This is a genomic window from Methylocapsa aurea (genome assembly GCF_000746085.1).
GTDB classification, from domain to species: Bacteria; Pseudomonadota; Alphaproteobacteria; order Rhizobiales; family Beijerinckiaceae; genus Methylocapsa; species Methylocapsa aurea.
Genome location: NZ_JQKO01000019.1, coordinates 34,290 through 51,151, shown reverse-complemented (window position 1 = coordinate 51,151; position 16,862 = coordinate 34,290). Strand labels below are relative to the sequence as shown.

Below are 16,862 nucleotides of genomic sequence, written 5' to 3'. Positions count from 1 at the left end.
GATGATCCGACTGGCCGGCGTCACGAAGATCTACAAGACCGAGAACCACCGCAAGGTCGTTCTCGACAACGTAAGCTATACGTTCGACACCCGCCATTCCTATGGAATATTCGGCCCGAATGGAGCGGGCAAATCAACGCTTTTGCGATTGATCGCGGGCACCGAACAGCCGAATTCCGGCAAGGTCACACGCGATCTGCGGGTCTCATGGCCGCTTGGCTTCAGCGGCGGATTTCATCCCAAAATGACCGGTCGGGAGAACGTCAAGTTCATCAGCCGCATTTATGGCGCCGATACGCGGCGCGTCATCGATTTCGTGGAATATTTCGCTGAGATCGGCCACTATTTGGACATGCCTGTCTCCACTTATTCATCCGGCATGGGCGCGCGCCTCGCTTTCGGCCTTTCGATGGCGATCGATTTCGAGTGCTATCTCGTCGACGAGATCACCGCCGTCGGCGACGCCCGATTTAACTTGCGGTGCAAGCAGGCTTTTGACGAAAGGCGCGGCCGCAGCAGCATTATCATGGTGTCGCACAGCATTGGAACCATAAAGGCCTATTGTGATCGGGGGCTGGCGCTTCATCGCGGCAAGCTCATCGCTTTTGGACATATCGACGACGCTGTCGAATTTTACCGAAAAAACAATTGAGGCGCGGTATGGATGCAAAAGAGATGACGGAGGCAAGACGCAGGCCCGCGGCTTCCGCACTCGCGATCAACCTCGCGGTGATTAATGCGATTGTCTTACGCGATATCAGAGTAAGGTCGGGACCGTATTACACGGGTTTCTTGATGATATTATTGATGCCGCTAGCGCATCTGGTCGCACTTTTGACAATATATCATATATTTAAACGGCTTGCGCCTGTTGGGAACGATCAGATCGTCTATTTCGGCTTGTCGATTCTGCCATTTGTCATTTTTCTCTATCTTTCACGACGCATCGTGATAGCGTTACAGGAAAACCGGCCGCTTCTGTTCTTTAATAGAGTAAAGGTATTCGATATTATATTCGCAAGAGGAGTTTTAGAGGCGGTAAGCTGCGTTATCGTTTTTATTTTTGTTATATTTATATTGGATATTTTCTCAGATGGATTCAAACCTCGTGACTGGGCTGGAATCCTGTTTGCGTTGTTCGCGGCAATATACTTTGGTTTCTCTTTTGGCGTCATCAATTCTCTAATTGCTCAAATTTTCCCTTTTTGGGCCACCGTTTATAACCTTACGATGCCGCTCATGTGGGTTTCTTCCGGGGTTATTTTTTTTCCGTCTAATATTCCAGAGCCATACAATTATTGGATTGCACTCAATCCCTTGCTTCAATGCGTCGAGTGGATTCGTTATTCCTACTATGAGAATTATCCCGATAGGATTTTGAATGTTTCGTATCTCCTTTCCTTTTCCACTGCCTGCCTTGCATTCGGTCTAATCGGCGAACGTCTCTCCAGGCGCATTCGTTGATAATGAAATTAGCGTCCGTTGACGAAGCGAAAACAGCGACCTTGTGTTCTAGCGGTGCGATGTGGGAGGGCCGAGGCTTGTCGCGGAGCAGGCGTCGAAGCGTCGGCTCCCAAATCAATAGGCCACGATAGAATCATACAAAATGCAATCCGTCACCGGTCGTTAAGATGGCTTTGAGGCCCTGGCCGGAAGGTTCGAATGCTTTTCGGTACAAAAATTTATGTGATCTTCCTGATACACTTTTTTAGGAAAAGCGCGCCAGTAGGGCTTTAATTGGTTTTGACAAGTAGGAAGTGTTATTGGTTTGCAGGATATTGAGTTTAATGCACATGATTAATACGTTTGAGATCGTTGCTCGCAATTTACCGTTCGCCGCGCTGCTGGTTTTGACCGCCTGTTCGAGCATCCCCAATTCGGGGCCAAGCGCGGACGACGTCGCTCAGCAGGCGCAGGTCGGGGCGGCAATTTTCCAACGTTACGAAATCGTCGACATCGACGCCTTCACAGTCGACATATTGCGGCATAATGGCGCGGAGAGTCTTCTCTCCCGCTTCGGCGACTATCGGCCATCCGTCGAACCTCGCATTGGCGTCGGCGACACGATCTCGGCAACCATTTGGGAGGCAGCATCGGGCGGCTTGTTTTCGGGATCCCTCGCCACCGACCGTTTTTCGACGGGTTCGAAGAGCGCGACGATCCCGGATCAAGTGGTTGGCCGAGATGGGGCGATTACCGTTCCCTATGCGGGCCGCGTCCGCGTCGCGGGGCGCACAACCCAGGATGTCCAGACGATCGTCGAACATGCTCTCGAAGGCAAAGCGATCCAGCCTCAGGTTCTGATCAACGTCACCCACTCGGTCAGCAATACGGTCACCGTGACCGGCGAAGTCGCCAACGGCGCCCGGGTGCCGCTGAGCGTCAAGGGCGACCGCGTTGTCGATGTCATCGCCGCGGCCGGCGGGATTCGCGCGCCGGTCAACGAGACCTATGTCCAGCTCTCGAGAGGGCCGGTCACCGCCCGTGTGGCCATGACCCGGGTTACGTCCGACCCTCGGGAGAACATCTATTTGCGCGCAAATGACGTTCTTACGCTGATTCGGGATCCACAAACATTCATCGCCTATGGCGCAACCGGGCGAAACGCGGAGATTCCTTTCGACGCCGAAGGCATCAGCCTATCGCAGGCGCTCGCTAAAGCCGGGGGCCTTCTCGACCATCGGGCTGATCCGGCCGGCGTCTTCATTTTCCGCTTCGAGCCGGCAAGCGTCGCTCGCGCCCTCAGGCCGGAAAGCCCGCTGATTACGCCCGGACAGCTGACGCCAATCGTCTATAGGCTGAACTTGCGCGATGCCAACAGCCTGTTCGTAGCCCAGAGTTTCCGCGTCCTTAGCAGAGATTTGCTCTACGTGTCCAATGCTCCGATCACCGATGTCCAGAAGGCTTTGGCGGTCCTCAGCGCAGTCATGGGCCCGACTGCAACGGCGGCGACCGTGTGCATACGGGTGGCGGCATGCTAGAGGCAAGGACCTAATCGCAATATACTAAGCAAATCAGCGACAACCAAAGTTGGGCGGCTGAACTCCATGACCTAGACTAGTCTAGTAACCGATTAAGACGATAAGACGAATCGACATCGCCACATTGGAGCATGTTCTTAAAAAAGTTGATAGATTTTTTCGATATTGCGGCATCGGATATATCCAATGCCGCATAAGAACGGGCTCCAACCCTTTGATCTTAAGCGATCCCTTTTCGATCAGATGATTCTATCCGATCGTAGCTGGCCAAAAGCTTGGCGGAGTTTTTTTGGCAGTTGGATCACAGGACATTTGCAATGAAATCCCACAACGGGCATGGCCTTGACGATGATGATCGGCAATTGCTCGACAAAATCGTCTTGAGCCGACTCAACAATCAGCCGACGGTTGCATCGAGGCCCTCTTTGCTATCGCAAGACAAGCCAGCGCGCGCCGGCTGGACAGACTTCGTTAATTTGCCAGGTTACCGCGAACTCAAGATGCAGCGCTCGATGGCGGCTCTCGTTGGGCTCGACAATCCATTTTTTCGCCTGCACGAGACCGGCGCCGGCGCCACAACGCGCATCGGCGGACGGCAATTTATCAATTTCTCCTCCTACGACTATCTAGGGCTCAACCAACATCCCGAGGTTCGCGCTGCGGCGCATGCCGCAATCGACGCATTCGGCTCGTCGGCCTCCGCGAGCCGAGTGGTCGCTGGAGAAAGGCCCGGACATCGGATACTCGAACAGGCATTGGCCGAACATTACGGTCAAGATGACTGCGTCGCCTTTGTCAGCGGCCATGCGACCAATGTCTCGACCATCGGCGCCATTCTCGGACCAAAGGATTTGATTGTCCACGATAGCCTGGCCCATAACAGCATACTGGCGGGCGCAATTGTGTCTCGCGCCGAACGTCGCTCCTTCCCGCACAATGATATCGACGCCCTTGACGCGCTTCTTGTCTCTATGAGGCGGCAGTTCGAGCGTGTCCTGATTGTCGTCGAAGGGCTCTATAGCATGGATGGCGATGTGCCTGATCTGCCGAGACTAATCGAAATCAAGCGCCGTCACGACGCCTGGCTGATGGTCGACGAGGCGCATGGCCTCGGCGTGCTCGGACGAAAGGGACATGGCCTGTTCGAGCATTGGGGGACGGATCCCCGCGACGTCGACATCTGGATGGGGACCTTGTCGAAGGCGCTCGCCGGATGCGGCGGCTTCATCGCCGGCGCGACGGCTCTAGTCGAGTATTTGAAATGCATGTCGGGAGGTTTTGTCTATTCCGTCGGCCTTTCGCCGCCCTTGGCCGCCGCGGCGGCGGCGGCCCTCGCCATTTTGCGGCGCGAACCGGACAGGGTCGACAGATTGCAGCGTCTTAGCCACGTCTTTCTCGAGGCCGCCAAATCGCAAGGACTGAATACGGGAACAAGCGCGGGTCACTCGATCATTCCCATCATCGTCGGCAGCTCGGTTCGCGCCGTCGCGCTCAGCCAAAAGCTTTTTCAATATGGCGTCAATGTCCAGCCGATCATCCATCCGGCGGTCCCCGAGCGCGCCGCTCGGTTGCGTTTTTTCCTCACCTCCGAACATAGCGCCGAGCAGGTGCGCGACGCAATTTCCTCCGTCGGCCGCGCGTTGAATGAGATCGATGAAAGTGCGTTGATTCTGGCGATCCCAGGCCTTGCGGCAGGCGACCGCAAGTGACGGCGCTGCAGGTGCGGGAGGTCCAGTGCGCCTCTGATGTCGACGCCTTCATTGAGGCGGGAAGACGCGCCCAGGCGTCGAACCCGCGCTGGATCGAGCCGGTTCGCGAAGAAATGCGCTTGGCGCTCGATAAGAAGCGCTCACCCCTGATGCTCGAAAGCGAAATTCAGCCTTTCGTCGCCTTTCGCGATGGCGAGCCCGTCGGACGGATCGCGGCGGTGGTCAACCGGGCGCACCTGGAAAAATACCAGGATGGTTGCGGACATTTCGGCCTGATCGACGCGATCGACGACAGCGAGGCATTCGCGGCGCTATTCGATCGCGCCGCGGACTTCTTGCGCCGCCGGGGGCTCCTTCGCATGCGCGGCCCCTTCAGCCTGTCGATCAATCATGAAATCGGCGTTCTTGTCCAAGGCTTCGATCAGAATCACGTCGTGCGCACGAATCACGCTCCGCCTCATTACGCGCGTCACATCGAGGCGCTCGGGCTGCGCAAGGCGATGGACGTTTTCGCCAATGTCTGCAAGGCGGCGGAGTCGGACTTCCCGGAGCGCGTCGCCGCGCTCGCGGATCGGTTCGAACCGGCCAAGCACATCCGCACCTATGGCCTGTCCCGGACTCGCTGGTCGACGCAATTTCCGCAGGTCCTGGAACTCTACAACGACGCCTGGAAAAATAATTGGAGTTCGACGCCGGTCAGTCGCTCCGAAGCGAAGCTGATTTCTCGGCTGATGCTCCCCGTTTGCAAGCCGTCGTGGATCAGAATGGCGCAGTGGCGAGGCGAAAACATCGCCGTCGTATCGCAGATACCCGATGTCAACGCAGCGCTTGAAGGGCTGGGCGGAAGGCTGCTGCCATTCGGTTGGGCGCAGATGTTGTGGCGCATCCACGTTGGCGGGACGCGGATGACGAGAATTCCGATGATTGGCGTCGCAAGCCGCTGGCGTGGAACCCGCGTCGGCTCGATGGCGGTTTCACTTCTTTTGGCCGAAGCCATTGCGATGGCGCGCAGCGCCAGGGTCGAGGAAATCGAGATCAGCTGGATGCTCGAAACCAACCATGCCGTGTTGAATCTCGTCGAAAGCCTGCCCGCCCGCCATGCGCGGACGTTTCGGATCTACGAGCGCGAACTCTAATCGTCGGCCCTTCGCCACAAGACCTCAACGTCTTGCGGTCCCCGAACCTGGTAATCGATGCCTGCCCAATGAATATGCCGTGATCCGAGCGCGGCGAAGACGCAGGCCAAGTGAAAGCACCACCAGACCGGCCGCAGCAATCGCTCGGCCCGCCAATAGCCGGCGAGGCTAGCCGCATCGGTTTCCCGCCAAAGAGATCTGAAAATCCGACGACGGTAGCGGAAGCGCAATTCGCCAAGCGCGGTTGAAACGGCCAGCGCCGCGATCGCCGGGATCTGCCCTTGGAAGGCCAATATCAGGGAAAGAAGCGCCGCCGCGACGGGGACGAGGGTTACCAACGCCGCAAAGACCCAAAGGCTCGGCACATGCATGAGAATCAGTCGATATTGCCTCTGTCCGAACGCAAAGGCCTCCTTCCAATCCATCGCTATTGGGGAGAGCAGAAGGCTCTGGCGCGGGGAAAAGATCGCGCATCCGGCCGCGCCAAGGGCGCGGGTCATCTGCAAGTCATCGCTGATCGCGCCGCGCCAATAATCGGCTATGCCGATTCGCTCCAGGGTTTCGCGCCTCAGAGCCGTCGTCCCGCCCCAGCACAGATTGATGATGGCCGGAATGCGCGGCAGCGTCACGATCGAGGCGTTCGCCGCGGCCACGATGGCCGAACTCAATCGCCCGTCGATCGGAATCATCCAGCGGTACCCAGTTACCGCATCGTATCCGGCATCGGTCAGGGCGGACACGATTCTGGCGAGCCATTCAGGCGTCGGCAGCGTGTCGGCGTCGGTGAAGACGATGATTTCGTCATCCGCCTTGATCGCCGGGAGAGCGGCGAGCAGGTTCCAAACTTTCTGGCCGCCGCGCTCGACCGGGCCAGCGACTACAGTAAAGACAATTGCGCCGGAGGTCTCGGCCGCTTCGGAGAGAACAGCAAAAGCCGGGTCGGATTCGGTCTCGACCGCCGCGATGATCCGGTAGTCCGGATAGGCTTGGCTTCGCAGCCGCCGCAAAAACTCCGTGGTCAGCGGGGATGCATTCTTGATGGGAACGACGACGGCGACGCGCGGCGTTCGTCCGGGCACTTCCGGACGCGGAAGCCCCCAGGTGTAGCGCCACGCGGAAATCGTGCTCACGATTCCTATTGTGAGCCACGCCATAAGAATAACGGTGAAGACTAGGTGCATGGCGCTTTTTGGTCACAATTGACGATTAATCATTGATGAATGGATAAGAGTTATTGGTTGTTAAACTCTTTCCTGCGACAAGGTGGATTTGTTAAGGCCGAACGCGGGGGCGGGTTGTGTCGCAATCAATTCTACTCGGGGGACAAGCGGTATCCACGGTCCATGTGCGCCCGTCGATACGCATTCAGAAGAATATTCTGGCCCGTCTAGAGCGCGATCTGCTCAATTGGCTTTGCCCGCATATGCCGCGCGCCGTCACGCCGGATCGCCTGACCGGACTTGGGGTGGTCGGAGCGGCGATCGTTTTCACGGGATATGTGGCCAGCCAGTTTGAATTAGCGTTCCTTTGGCTGGCGACGTTCGGCTTCGTCGTGCATTGGTTTGGCGACTCGCTCGACGGGAGCCTGGCCCGTTACCGCAGAGCCGAGAGACCGCGCTACGGTTATTTCCTCGATCATTCCGTCGACGCCGTCTGCAATTTGATGATCATGGTGGGGGTCGGGCTTTCTCCCTTCATCCGGTTGGATGTCGCGCTGTTCGCGCTCCTCGGCTATTTCATGCTTTGTATGTATGTATTCTTGCATAATCATGTCTCGGGTAGCTTTCAATTGTCATTTCTCGGTCTTGGGCCAACCGAGCTTCGCCTCGCCATGATCGGCATCAATTGCTGGATGTATCTCGAAGGGGGCTCGCAGATGCTGATCGGCGGAGCCGAGTTTTCGTCCTACGACTTTGCGCTTTGCGGCGCGGGCGTCGTCTTCGTCGCTCTTTTCATCGTGAACTTGCTGAAAGTAGCGCAGAAACTGCGGATTGAGGACTCCCGGCTGGACCCGCGCGCGCCTATAGCGACGGCCGTTGATTTATAGGCTCTCAAGAAATTTGCCTATCAAAGCGAAATAGTTCTCCCAGCTCGCCGGTTCTTGCTCTTCGACCTTTGTCAGAACCGCGCTCCGCTCCGACGAATCGGGCCTGGCGAAGGCGCGGATCGTTTCCAGCCATCTCTCGCCGTCGATCGGGCTGACCGCAACAATGCGGCTGCCGCCGATTTCCTGGAAAACAGGGATATCCGAGGCGATGACGGGCACATGGGCCGCTAAAGCCTCGGCAATCGGCAAACCATATCCTTCCGCGAACGAAGGCATCAGCAAGGCCCTGGCGCCGTCGAGCAATCGCTTGAGACTGGGAGTCGAGAGCCCTGACGCCTCGATCACATGATTGCTGATCGCGTCGCAGCGTTCGAGGAGATCGATAACATTCTCATTTTCCCATCCCCGGCTCCCGATCAAGACAAGCTTGGGGGCCGAGGCGCCCTCGCGGCGCACGAGTTCCCGCCAAACATGTAGGAGCATGAGATGGTTCTTGCGCGGCTCGATTGTGCCGCAGGCAATGAAATAGGGGTGGGCCGCAAGGGCTGCGTCCGCCTCGCCGCGGCGGTGAAAAATGGGCGCGACTGGGATCGGCGCGACAAGGATCGGCATGTCCCCTCGCCCCAGCATCTTCAAGCGCCGCGCGAGCGCAGTTCTCACGACCTCAGTCGTCACGATCGCGCCGGCGCCGAAACGCGCCAGGTTTTCAAGGCGGCGCAAATGCCGTTCGTACTCGGCCTTGCGAAAATATTCGGGCGTCTCGATCGGCAGGAGATCATGGATGAAGAAGACGGCCTTGACGTCCGGGCGCTTTTCCAACCAGCGAAAATAGCGCGAGATCCAGAGCGGGAATTGACTTGCGTTGAGATAGCGCGTCCCCTTCGGCAGGACGGCGGCGGGAGAGCAGCCGAGTGGAAATCCGTGCTGGCCGATCCATTCTAGAACACCGGTCGCCCGTCCCGAGCGGCCTCGAGCGACGCGCCGCGCGGCGGAGCTCTTTGGCGCCCCGCCTCGGATCCATTCGACGATCCGGCGATAGCTTTCGTCCTGGTCCGGCTTTTCTTCTTCGCCCCAATGAACCGAAATGCCGTCCACCACATCGCGGGCGCCTTCAAGCGCGATCGCTCGGGGGCCGAGCAGCGTCATCATGATCCCAGAGCCGCCGTCGCGCGCGGGCGCAAGAAAATGGCGCGCGAAAGCGAAATCGATCCGATCGATCCCATTTGGCGTGACGTTCAGGACCCGCGTGGCGAGTCTGGTGATGTCATAAGCAACCGGGACAACCATGATTGAACCTCAAAAGCGGCGTCGGATCCTGCCGAAGGAAGCCCTTTCCCCGCTGGCGCGATTTCTAGTTCCACCGAATTTGCAGGCGCTTCAGGACAGAATCCTCGTGAGGTCGCGGCTCTTTTCCTCGACGAGGGCGGACAGGGGCGCCACCGCCGCCTCAATGTCCTTGCCGAGATGGCGTTCCCTGAGGCTTTGCGCGACAGAAGCCTCTTCGGTGGTCCCGTTGACGCAGAGAGCAAGTATATGGTCGGCCAGTTCCGCGACATTGAAGCTCCCGGCTGATTTCGAGAGCGTCGCTTCCAGCGTCAAGCGGTTTTCGAGGCGGACCGCCAGTTCAACGGACATTAGCGAATCGAGACCGGCCTCGGCCAACGGCTTGGCGTGGTTCAGCGACTGCTGCGGCAAACGCAAAATATGCGCGATCTCTTCCGCAATGATTGCGATGACGGCTTTGCGCGCCTCTTCTCGAGAGCGCGTCGCAATCAACCCGCGGAGGTCTATCTTCTCGCGCGCATCGACCTCGAACGCCGGGTCCTTGCGAATGAGTTCGGCGAAGGTTGGCGACCGCAGCAGCGGCAGATGTTCGCGGGCCTTCGCCCAATTCATGTCTGCGATGATGAGCACGGCCTCTTCGGCGGTCGCGGCGGCGCGAGACAGAGCCTCGCCCATGAGGTTCAGCGCGGTGCGGGCCTCCATGCTCTTGAAGCCGGCGCGAGTCGCCAGCGCATCCTTGAGCGCGCGATTGCGTGCAAGGACGCCAACATCCTCGATCCCACCCCAAGCGATTGCGAGGGCCGTTCGCCCCGCCGCTTTCCTCTGCCGAGCGAGCCCTTCGAGAAAGCCGTTCGCCGCGACATAGGCCCCTTGACCGGGATTGCCGATCGCAGTGGTGGCCGAGGAGAACATGACGAAATAGTCGAGCGGCAGATCGCGGGTCAACTCGTCGAGATATTCCGCCCCCAGGACTTTTGGCGCCAGCACGGCTTCGAACTGTTCGGGGGCGAGGTTGGCGATGAGCGCATCATCCAGCACCATGGCGGCGTGAACCACGCCAGCGAGCGGCGGCATCTTGCGACCGATCCGTTGAAAGAGGGCCTCGATCGCCGCCCGATCGGCGACATCGACGGCTTCCGCCCGAACGCTGACGCCCGCGGCGGCAAGATCGGCGAGGCATTCTCGCGCCGCGAGACTCGCCGCGCCGCTGCGTCCAACGAGGACGAGATGCTGGGCTCCGCGTTCGACGAGCCAGCGCGCGGTCTCCAGTCCGAAGCCGCCGAGCCCGCCCGTGATCAGATGTGTCCGGTCCGAGGCTACCTTGAATTCTTCTTGCGGAGCGATTCGGATTTCGCCAGCGCCGGGAGGCGTAATGATGATCTTGCCGATATGCCCGGATTGCTGCATGAGCCGCATTGCGTCGATGAACTCCCGCGCCGGAAAGCTGCGATAGGGCAGCGGCGACAATATTCCTTGCGAAAAGAGCTGCATGACCTCTCGGAACAAATCATGGCCCTTGTCCATATGGGTCAGGACGAGCTGGTCTAGATCGACGCCGAAATAGGCGAGATTGTTGCGGAACGGGCGCAGGCCGACATGCGTGTTCGCCAAATAGTCGCGCTTGCCGAGTTCGACAAAACGGCCGAAAGGCTCGAGCAAGCCGATGCTGCGCTCCATCGCCTCGCCCGCAAGACTGTTGAGCACGACCGCAACTCCGCCGGGCGTTGCTTGACGCACCGCGTCGATGAAGCCGCCAGAGCGCGAATCGAAGACATGCTCCGCGCCGAGCGCGGCGCAAAGATTGCGCTTTTCCGCCGAACCCGCAGTCGCGATCACGCGCGCGCCGCGCCAGCAAGCGATCTGCAGAGCGGCGAGGCCGACGCCGCCCGCGCCGCCATGGATGAGAACCCATTCGTCGCGTTGTAGACGAGCGCAGGCGATCAGAGCGTAATAGGCGGTGAGGAAGGCGACCGGGATCGTGGCGGCCGCGTCAAGCGACATGCCCTCGGGGACACGCGCCGCCATCCGGCTGTCCGCCGTGACATGGGTTGCGAAAGCGCCTCCGGCAAAGGCGAGGACGGCGTCGCCGATGCGGAAATTCTCCACGCCTTGCCCAACGGCGACAATATGGCCGGCGCATTCGAGGCCGAGCGTCGGACCCGCGAAACCATCTTCGAGCATTTCGTCCGGAAGGATGGAAAGGCCCCACATGACGTCGCGGAAGTTGAGGCCAGTCGCGGCGACGGCGATTTCGACTTCGCCTGGTCCGGGCGTCCTGCGGCTGGTCGGCGTCCAGCGAATGCGGTCGAGGCCGGTTCCCTCGCCCTTTTCGAGCCGACTGGCGGGCGCGGCCAGCCAGTGCGGCGGGACTCGATGGGAGTTGCGCGGATGCAAGCGCAGGACGCGCGTGGACCAGGCATCGAGAACGATCTCCGTCTCGGTCGTCCCGGATAGAATGAGGTCGGCTATGCGCTCCGCCTTGACCCGCGGCGCCAAATCAGAAGCGACGTCTATTCGGCGGACATCAAGCGTCTGAAACTCGTTGGCGAATGTTCGCGTAAAGGCCCAGAAGCCGGATTCGACCGGATTTGCCGAATTCGCGGCGCCGCGCACCGCGCCGGAACTCACGATCCAAAGGCGCGCCTTGCGCCTCCCCAGGCTTTCGGCGTGACGTTTCAACGCGAGGCACCGCGCGGCGAGAGACTGGGCGGAGGTCTTTTCGCCTTGGGCGGCGCTGGCGAGAAAGACAATCGCGGCCGCCTCCGCTTCGGGCGCCTCCTCGAGTTGATCGTCGAGCGCGATGGCGCAATCCAGTCCATCGGCGGCCAGGATCTCCGCAAGCGCGGCTGCTGTCTCACTCGTTTCTGCGTCGCGCTCACCGATGATGAGAGCTTTGGCCAATGGGCGGCTCTGGCGAGACTTTCGCGGCCCCTGTCCAGCGACGAGAAACGCCGGGCCGGCCTTGGTCGCGACCGTCTGGGCGATCAAGGCATGGAGGCCCGCAGACGCGAAGAGAGCTTCCCAATCGGACAGCGAGAGGATCGCGCCGCGAGCGGCCTCGCCGCCGCGAAACCAGCCGTCGCGCAAGCCGAAAACAAGATCCTGGAACAAGGACGGCGCCGGCGCGATCGCCACGATCAACGCTTCAGAGGCCATGGTTTCGACCAGCCGGGCGAACGGGACTTTGCTCGACGCTATGCGATGGAGGCTATCGGCGGCGATGATGAGATCGAAAGAGCTCTTCGGAATATTTTCGAGGCTGTCGGCAAATGCGATCCGCGCGTCATGCGCGAATGCAAGGCGCGCGTGTTCAAGGCGCGCTTGATCCAGGTCGAAGATAGTCAGCCGCCCATCATGCGCGTCCGCCAATGCGACGGCGTGCGAGGAAAGCGGTCCATGCGCGATCTGGAGAATCCGCAGCCCTCGATCCTGCGGCCAGGACGGCGCGAGCCGGGCGAAAAATTCGGCCAGGAGATCGGCGGAAGCGACAACTGAAACCGACCCGACCTCGAAGGACTCGACGGTCGCATCGGACATCCCGCCGACCTCCCTCTCGCCCGCGGCCAGCGCCTCCAGCACGGCGCCGGTTTGGGCGGCGAGGAGAAGCGCAGCGGAGCGCCTCGGGTGAACGGTCGCCAGATCATGTAAAATGTCGTGTGGAGCGGGAAGAGCGATGTCATCCGTCAAGGTGAAGGCCTCGGAGTTGGCCTCTTGACGCGCCAGGCCGCTCTGCGCCAGCGCGCCGAGCAGGTTGACAAGCCAGCCCCGCTGCGCCGCAGGGAGCCGTCCCGCCGCGATCAGCTGGTCCGGGTCGATCCTGTTATCGTCAGCCAGAGCGCATGCAAAGCGATGAGCGGCGACGGTGGCCCAGCCTTCGATCAACAGCAGGTCCGAGGGGCGCAGTCCTTCGAGCGCGGCGGCCGCCTCATGCGTCGCGGCGCGCGCGAGCTGCGCCGTCGTGAGCGAAGCGGCGCCGCGCATGGCCGTGGGCTCATCGGCGAGAACCAAGCTTTGAACGACCACCTGGCCTGCGAGATCGCCGGCGGCGCGGGCGCGCATGGCCTGAAAGCGCACGCCTTGCAATTGGGAAATCAGCTCGCCGTTGCAATCGAGCAGGATGAAATCCGCAATGATGGAGCGCTCGGCGATGCGTTTTATATCGATTCTCGCCCGCGCGATGACGGCGCCGGGCTTTTCCAGCCGGACTTCATCGAACCGAACCGGCACGTAGGCGAGCTGGCGGTCCATTGGAGCAAGATCGGAGAAGCGCGGAATCAAACCGTGGAAGCAGGAGTCGAGGCGGGCCGGATCGAGCCCATAGTCTTCGTCTGAAGCCGCCTCGACGAGATCGACAAGGATGGTGTTTTCTGCAATCCGCGAAGCTGTTGCGACCTGCCGGTACGCCGGGCCGAAGTCGAGCCCCGACCGGCGCGCTTCGGCGTAGAGGTCCGCGCCGGCAATCGCCTTTATGAATTGGCCCGGCGCGGCGGGAGGCGGCGCGGATGAAGCAGGCTTCTGAATAAATTTTGCTTTGGCGTGGCTCACCCAGGCCGCGCCGCTCAGCCGCGGGCGACTCATGATCTCGATCGCGTTCGTGGCGGGCGTCGCCCGGCACAAGACCTCGCGCGAGGCACCCTTAGCGAAAATCATCGGTTGCGCGATCTCGAGATCGCTGATCGCGGCGGTTTCCACACCAAGCCAATCGCGCGCGACGGCGAGCGCCATTTCGACAAAAGCGGCGCCTGGCAGAAGGACTTGACCGCCGATCCGATGGTCGGCGAGCGCTGGCGCCAGCAACGGGTCGAGCTGCGTGCGCCATTCCAAGGCGTCGGACGAAAGCCGTGCGCCGATGAGCGGGCGCCACCGATGGACGCTCGAAAAACCGGTCGCCTCGCAGGTCTCCGCCAATCGATAGGGCGCGCGCCGCCAGGGGTAGTGCGGCAAACTCGGCGTTGGGCCAGGGTCCGCGCCGAACGCGATCGCTGCATCAACGGCGGCCCCCTGCGCCAGGGCCTGAGCAACGGCGGCCTGGAACGGATCGCCGGATATGGGCTTTGGCCCATGCACGCTGAGCGCGCCAATCGGGGCGCCCATCTGTTCGCCGATGTCCTTGATATCGGCGACAAGCGTCGCGCCTGGCCCGATCTTGATGAAAATTTGCGCCCCGCGGCGCATCGCGAGCTGCACCCCTTCCATGAAACGCACCGGCTCGCGGACATTGCGCCACCAGTACCGAGCCCCGAGCTCGACGCCCGACAGGACGCTTGCCTCCACGGTCGATATGAACGTTATCTTGGCCGGTTTCGGACAAAGCCCGTCGAGATCGGCGAGGAGCGGCACTTCGACCGGCGTCATAAGATCATTGTGGAACGGATAGGCGAGATCAAGGCGCCGAAATCGCGCTTTGTGGCCATGGGCGGCCTTCGACGCTTGATCCAGCGCCGAAAAGGAGCCGGCGATCGTGAAGCTTCGCGGCGAATTATGCGCGGCGATCGAAAGGCCTGGAATCTCGTCGACCAGCGCTTCCGCCGCTTCGATCGAGCCGAAGAGGACGGCGATGCCGCCGGCGTCGCGGACAATTTCCTGGCGGATGCTGCGAACATGAATGACGCGGACGGCGCTGGCGAGATCGAGAATTCCCGCGGCCTCGGCGGCGGCGATCTCGCCCATGCTATGACCCAGGACCATGGCGGGGACGAGGCCCAGCTGCGTCAGGCTGTGAGTCGTCGCCGCTTGAATGGCGAATATGAGCGGCTGGGCTATGCTGGTCTTTTCGAGCCGCGTCGCGATGTCGGAACTGAACAGCGATTCGACGAGCGACCAGCCCGCGAGGCCGCGGAAAATAACGTCGATCGCGTCGAAGCGGCCGCGAAAAATTTTGTTTGTCTCATAGGCATGGCGGCCCATGCCTGGCCATTGGCCGCCGTTGCCTGAAAAGACGAAGGCGACGGTCGCGGCGCGTTCAATAGCTGTGCCGGCGGCGCTTTCCGAAACCTCGGCGTTCCAGTCGCTGGCTTGGTCGAGCGCCTCGATCAGGGTTTCCCGCGCGCCGACCGGAATCACCAACCGTTCCGGAAGGCGTTCGCGCCGGTGGCCGGCCGCGGCGACGATGCGCTGTATTTCCGCTGCGTCGGCGCCCGCGAGCTTTGCGGCATATTGATGCGCGAGCTCCGCCAAAGCATCCCGACTTTGCGCCGAAAGCAAAAGAAACCGAGGCGCGCGCGCGATGACATCCGGCTTTGCGACATCCGGCGGGTCGGCCAGCACCACATGGGCGTTCGTGCCGCCGAAACCGAAGGAGCTGACGCCGGCATAGCGCGGGCGTCCATTCCTTTCCAAGGCCAGCGGCGCGGCGCAGACGGAGAGATTGAGTTCAGCGAAAGGAATGTCGGGATTGGGCTCATCGCAATGCAGCGATTGCGGCAATTCGTCATGCTCGAGGGCCAACATCGCCTTCATGACGCCGGCGAGGCCGGATGCCGGTTCCGTATGGCCGATATTCGTCTTGATCGAGCCTATCGGAAGAGGAAGGAAGCGCCGCCGGCCCAGGACTTCGCCGATGGCCGCGGCCTCGATGGGGTCGCCGACAGGCGTTCCCGTGCCATGGGCCTCGACGAAGGCCAGGCGGTTCGGGTCAAGGCTATTTTTCGCGTAGGCCTGCTCCAATAAAGCGGACTGATGCGCCTTCGACGGGAGCGAAATGCCGGTGGTGCGGCCATCGGAATTCACGCTGGAGGCGACAATCAGGGCATGAATGCGATCTGCATTGGCCCGAGCGCAGCCAAGCGCGCGCAGGATCAGGACAACCCCGCCCTCGGCGCGCACATAGCCGTCGGCATTGGCGGAAAACGCCTGACAGAGGCCAGTCGGGGACAGCATCGTCGCTTGCGAGAAGCTGATGAATCCGAAGGGGCTGGCCAGCGCGTTCACGCCGCCGACAATGGCCGTGTCGATTTGTCCGCTTCGGATCGCCGCGACGGCGGCGTCCAGGGCGACGAGCGACGAAGAGCAGGCCGTGTCGATCGTGTAGCTGGGACCGTGGAGATCGAAAATGTAGGAAATTCGATTGGCAAGAACGGCTAACGTATTGCCGGTGGCGAAATAGGCGTCCGCAGCCGCCGGATCATGGAGCCGCAGGTTGCCGTAGTCGAGCGCCGAGCCGCCGACAAATACGCCGGTATGCGCGCCGGCAAGGTCGGAAGGGCGAATGCCGGCATCCTCGAGCGCCTCCCAAGAGAGCTCCAGCAAGAGGCGTTGTTGCGGGTCCATTTGTTCGGCTTCGCGAGGCGAAATGCCAAACACCGCCGGATCGAACCCCCAGATGTCGTCGAGAACGCCCGCAGCCCACGAGTAGCTGCGTCCGCGTTCTCGGCGCCGAGGATGGCCGAATCGCTCCAATGACCACCGATCGGCGGGAATGCGCGACACGGCGCATTTGCCCGCCGAAAGAAGCTGCCAGAGTTGCTCGGTTGAGTTGGCGCCCGGCAATCGGCAGGCTCTTCCAATAATTGCGGTCCCAACGTCCAGTTCCCTTGACATCACTGACTTTGGCCGCCGCGCTGATTTTTCTCGTAAATGCTGCGCCCCTCCCGGCGATGCGCCAAGCGAAACCCGGCCGCAATTGACGATATTGCAAAATCCACTACTTACTAAATATACTAAACTGATTATCCTTGAATTATGATTCTGCATCAGACCGCCGCCA

Annotated in this window: 9 protein-coding genes; 6 read left to right on the top strand and 3 right to left on the bottom strand. The window is 60.8% G+C overall.

The genetic code is table 11. The features are described 5' to 3' along the window. Position 1 precedes the first annotated feature (1 nt). The 5 genes from DL86_RS13270 to DL86_RS13250 all read left to right on the top strand — a co-directional run bounded on the left by DL86_RS13270 (position 2) and on the right by DL86_RS13250 (position 5,826). Entirely contained in the window at positions 2-652 is a 651-nt protein-coding gene (locus DL86_RS13270; protein ID WP_036262329.1) for an ABC transporter ATP-binding protein, read from the top strand. An 8-nt stretch (positions 653-660) separates the two neighbouring features. Further along, positions 661-1,464: an ABC transporter permease gene (locus DL86_RS13265; RefSeq protein ID WP_036262327.1), complete on the top strand. Its 804-nt coding sequence runs from the start codon at positions 661-663 to the stop codon at positions 1,462-1,464. A 329-nt stretch (positions 1,465-1,793) separates the two neighbouring features. After that, a complete protein-coding gene (locus DL86_RS13260; RefSeq protein ID WP_036262325.1) occupies positions 1,794-2,981 on the top strand; it encodes a polysaccharide biosynthesis/export family protein in 1,188 nt (395 codons plus the stop codon). Between the two features lie 317 nt (positions 2,982-3,298). Further along, positions 3,299-4,690, top strand: a complete 1,392-nt coding sequence (locus DL86_RS13255; RefSeq protein ID WP_036262323.1) for an aminotransferase class I/II-fold pyridoxal phosphate-dependent enzyme — start codon at positions 3,299-3,301, stop codon at positions 4,688-4,690. After that, positions 4,687-5,826: a hypothetical protein gene (locus DL86_RS13250; RefSeq protein WP_051953393.1), complete on the top strand. Its 1,140-nt coding sequence runs from the start codon at positions 4,687-4,689 to the stop codon at positions 5,824-5,826. The genes DL86_RS13255 and DL86_RS13250 overlap by 4 nt, the downstream gene beginning before the upstream one ends. On the opposite strand, the gene DL86_RS13245 is transcribed toward DL86_RS13250, so the two are convergent. Beyond that, complete coding sequence (locus tag DL86_RS13245; protein WP_245276371.1) at positions 5,823-6,956, bottom strand: glycosyltransferase family 2 protein; 1,134 nt, start codon at positions 6,954-6,956, stop codon at positions 5,823-5,825. The two genes, DL86_RS13250 and DL86_RS13245, sit on opposite strands and share 4 nt — an antisense overlap. A gap of 167 nt (positions 6,957-7,123) precedes the next feature. Here DL86_RS13245 and DL86_RS13240 point away from each other — a divergent pair, with 167 nt between their 5' ends. Next, positions 7,124-7,873: a CDP-alcohol phosphatidyltransferase family protein gene (locus DL86_RS13240; RefSeq protein WP_084572910.1), complete on the top strand. Its 750-nt coding sequence runs from the start codon at positions 7,124-7,126 to the stop codon at positions 7,871-7,873. Here the strand turns inward: DL86_RS13240 and DL86_RS13235 are convergent. Continuing rightward, entirely contained in the window at positions 7,868-9,160 is a 1,293-nt protein-coding gene (locus DL86_RS13235) for a glycosyltransferase family 4 protein (protein WP_036262319.1), read from the bottom strand. The two genes, DL86_RS13240 and DL86_RS13235, sit on opposite strands and share 6 nt — an antisense overlap. Before the next feature lie 90 nt (positions 9,161-9,250). Beyond that, positions 9,251-16,696, bottom strand: coding sequence for a type I polyketide synthase (locus DL86_RS13230; protein ID WP_036262317.1), 7,446 nt, complete (start codon positions 16,694-16,696; stop codon positions 9,251-9,253). Positions 16,697-16,862: the final 166 nt, after the last annotated feature.

Excerpts from the sequence above, each read along its gene's own strand:
- DL86_RS13270 (WP_036262329.1), top strand. The coding sequence starts at position 2 with ATGATCCGACTGGCCGGCGTCACGAAGATCTACAAGACCGAGAACCAC.
- DL86_RS13265 (WP_036262327.1), top strand. The coding sequence starts at position 661 with ATGGATGCAAAAGAGATGACGGAGGCAAGACGCAGGCCCGCGGCTTCC.
- DL86_RS13260 (WP_036262325.1), top strand. The coding sequence starts at position 1,794 with ATGATTAATACGTTTGAGATCGTTGCTCGCAATTTACCGTTCGCCGCG.
- DL86_RS13255 (WP_036262323.1), top strand. The coding sequence starts at position 3,299 with ATGAAATCCCACAACGGGCATGGCCTTGACGATGATGATCGGCAATTG.
- DL86_RS13235 (WP_036262319.1), bottom strand. The coding sequence starts at position 9,160 with ATGGTTGTCCCGGTTGCTTATGACATCACCAGACTCGCCACGCGGGTC.
- DL86_RS13230 (WP_036262317.1), bottom strand. The coding sequence starts at position 16,696 with ATGTCAAGGGAACTGGACGTTGGGACCGCAATTATTGGAAGAGCCTGC.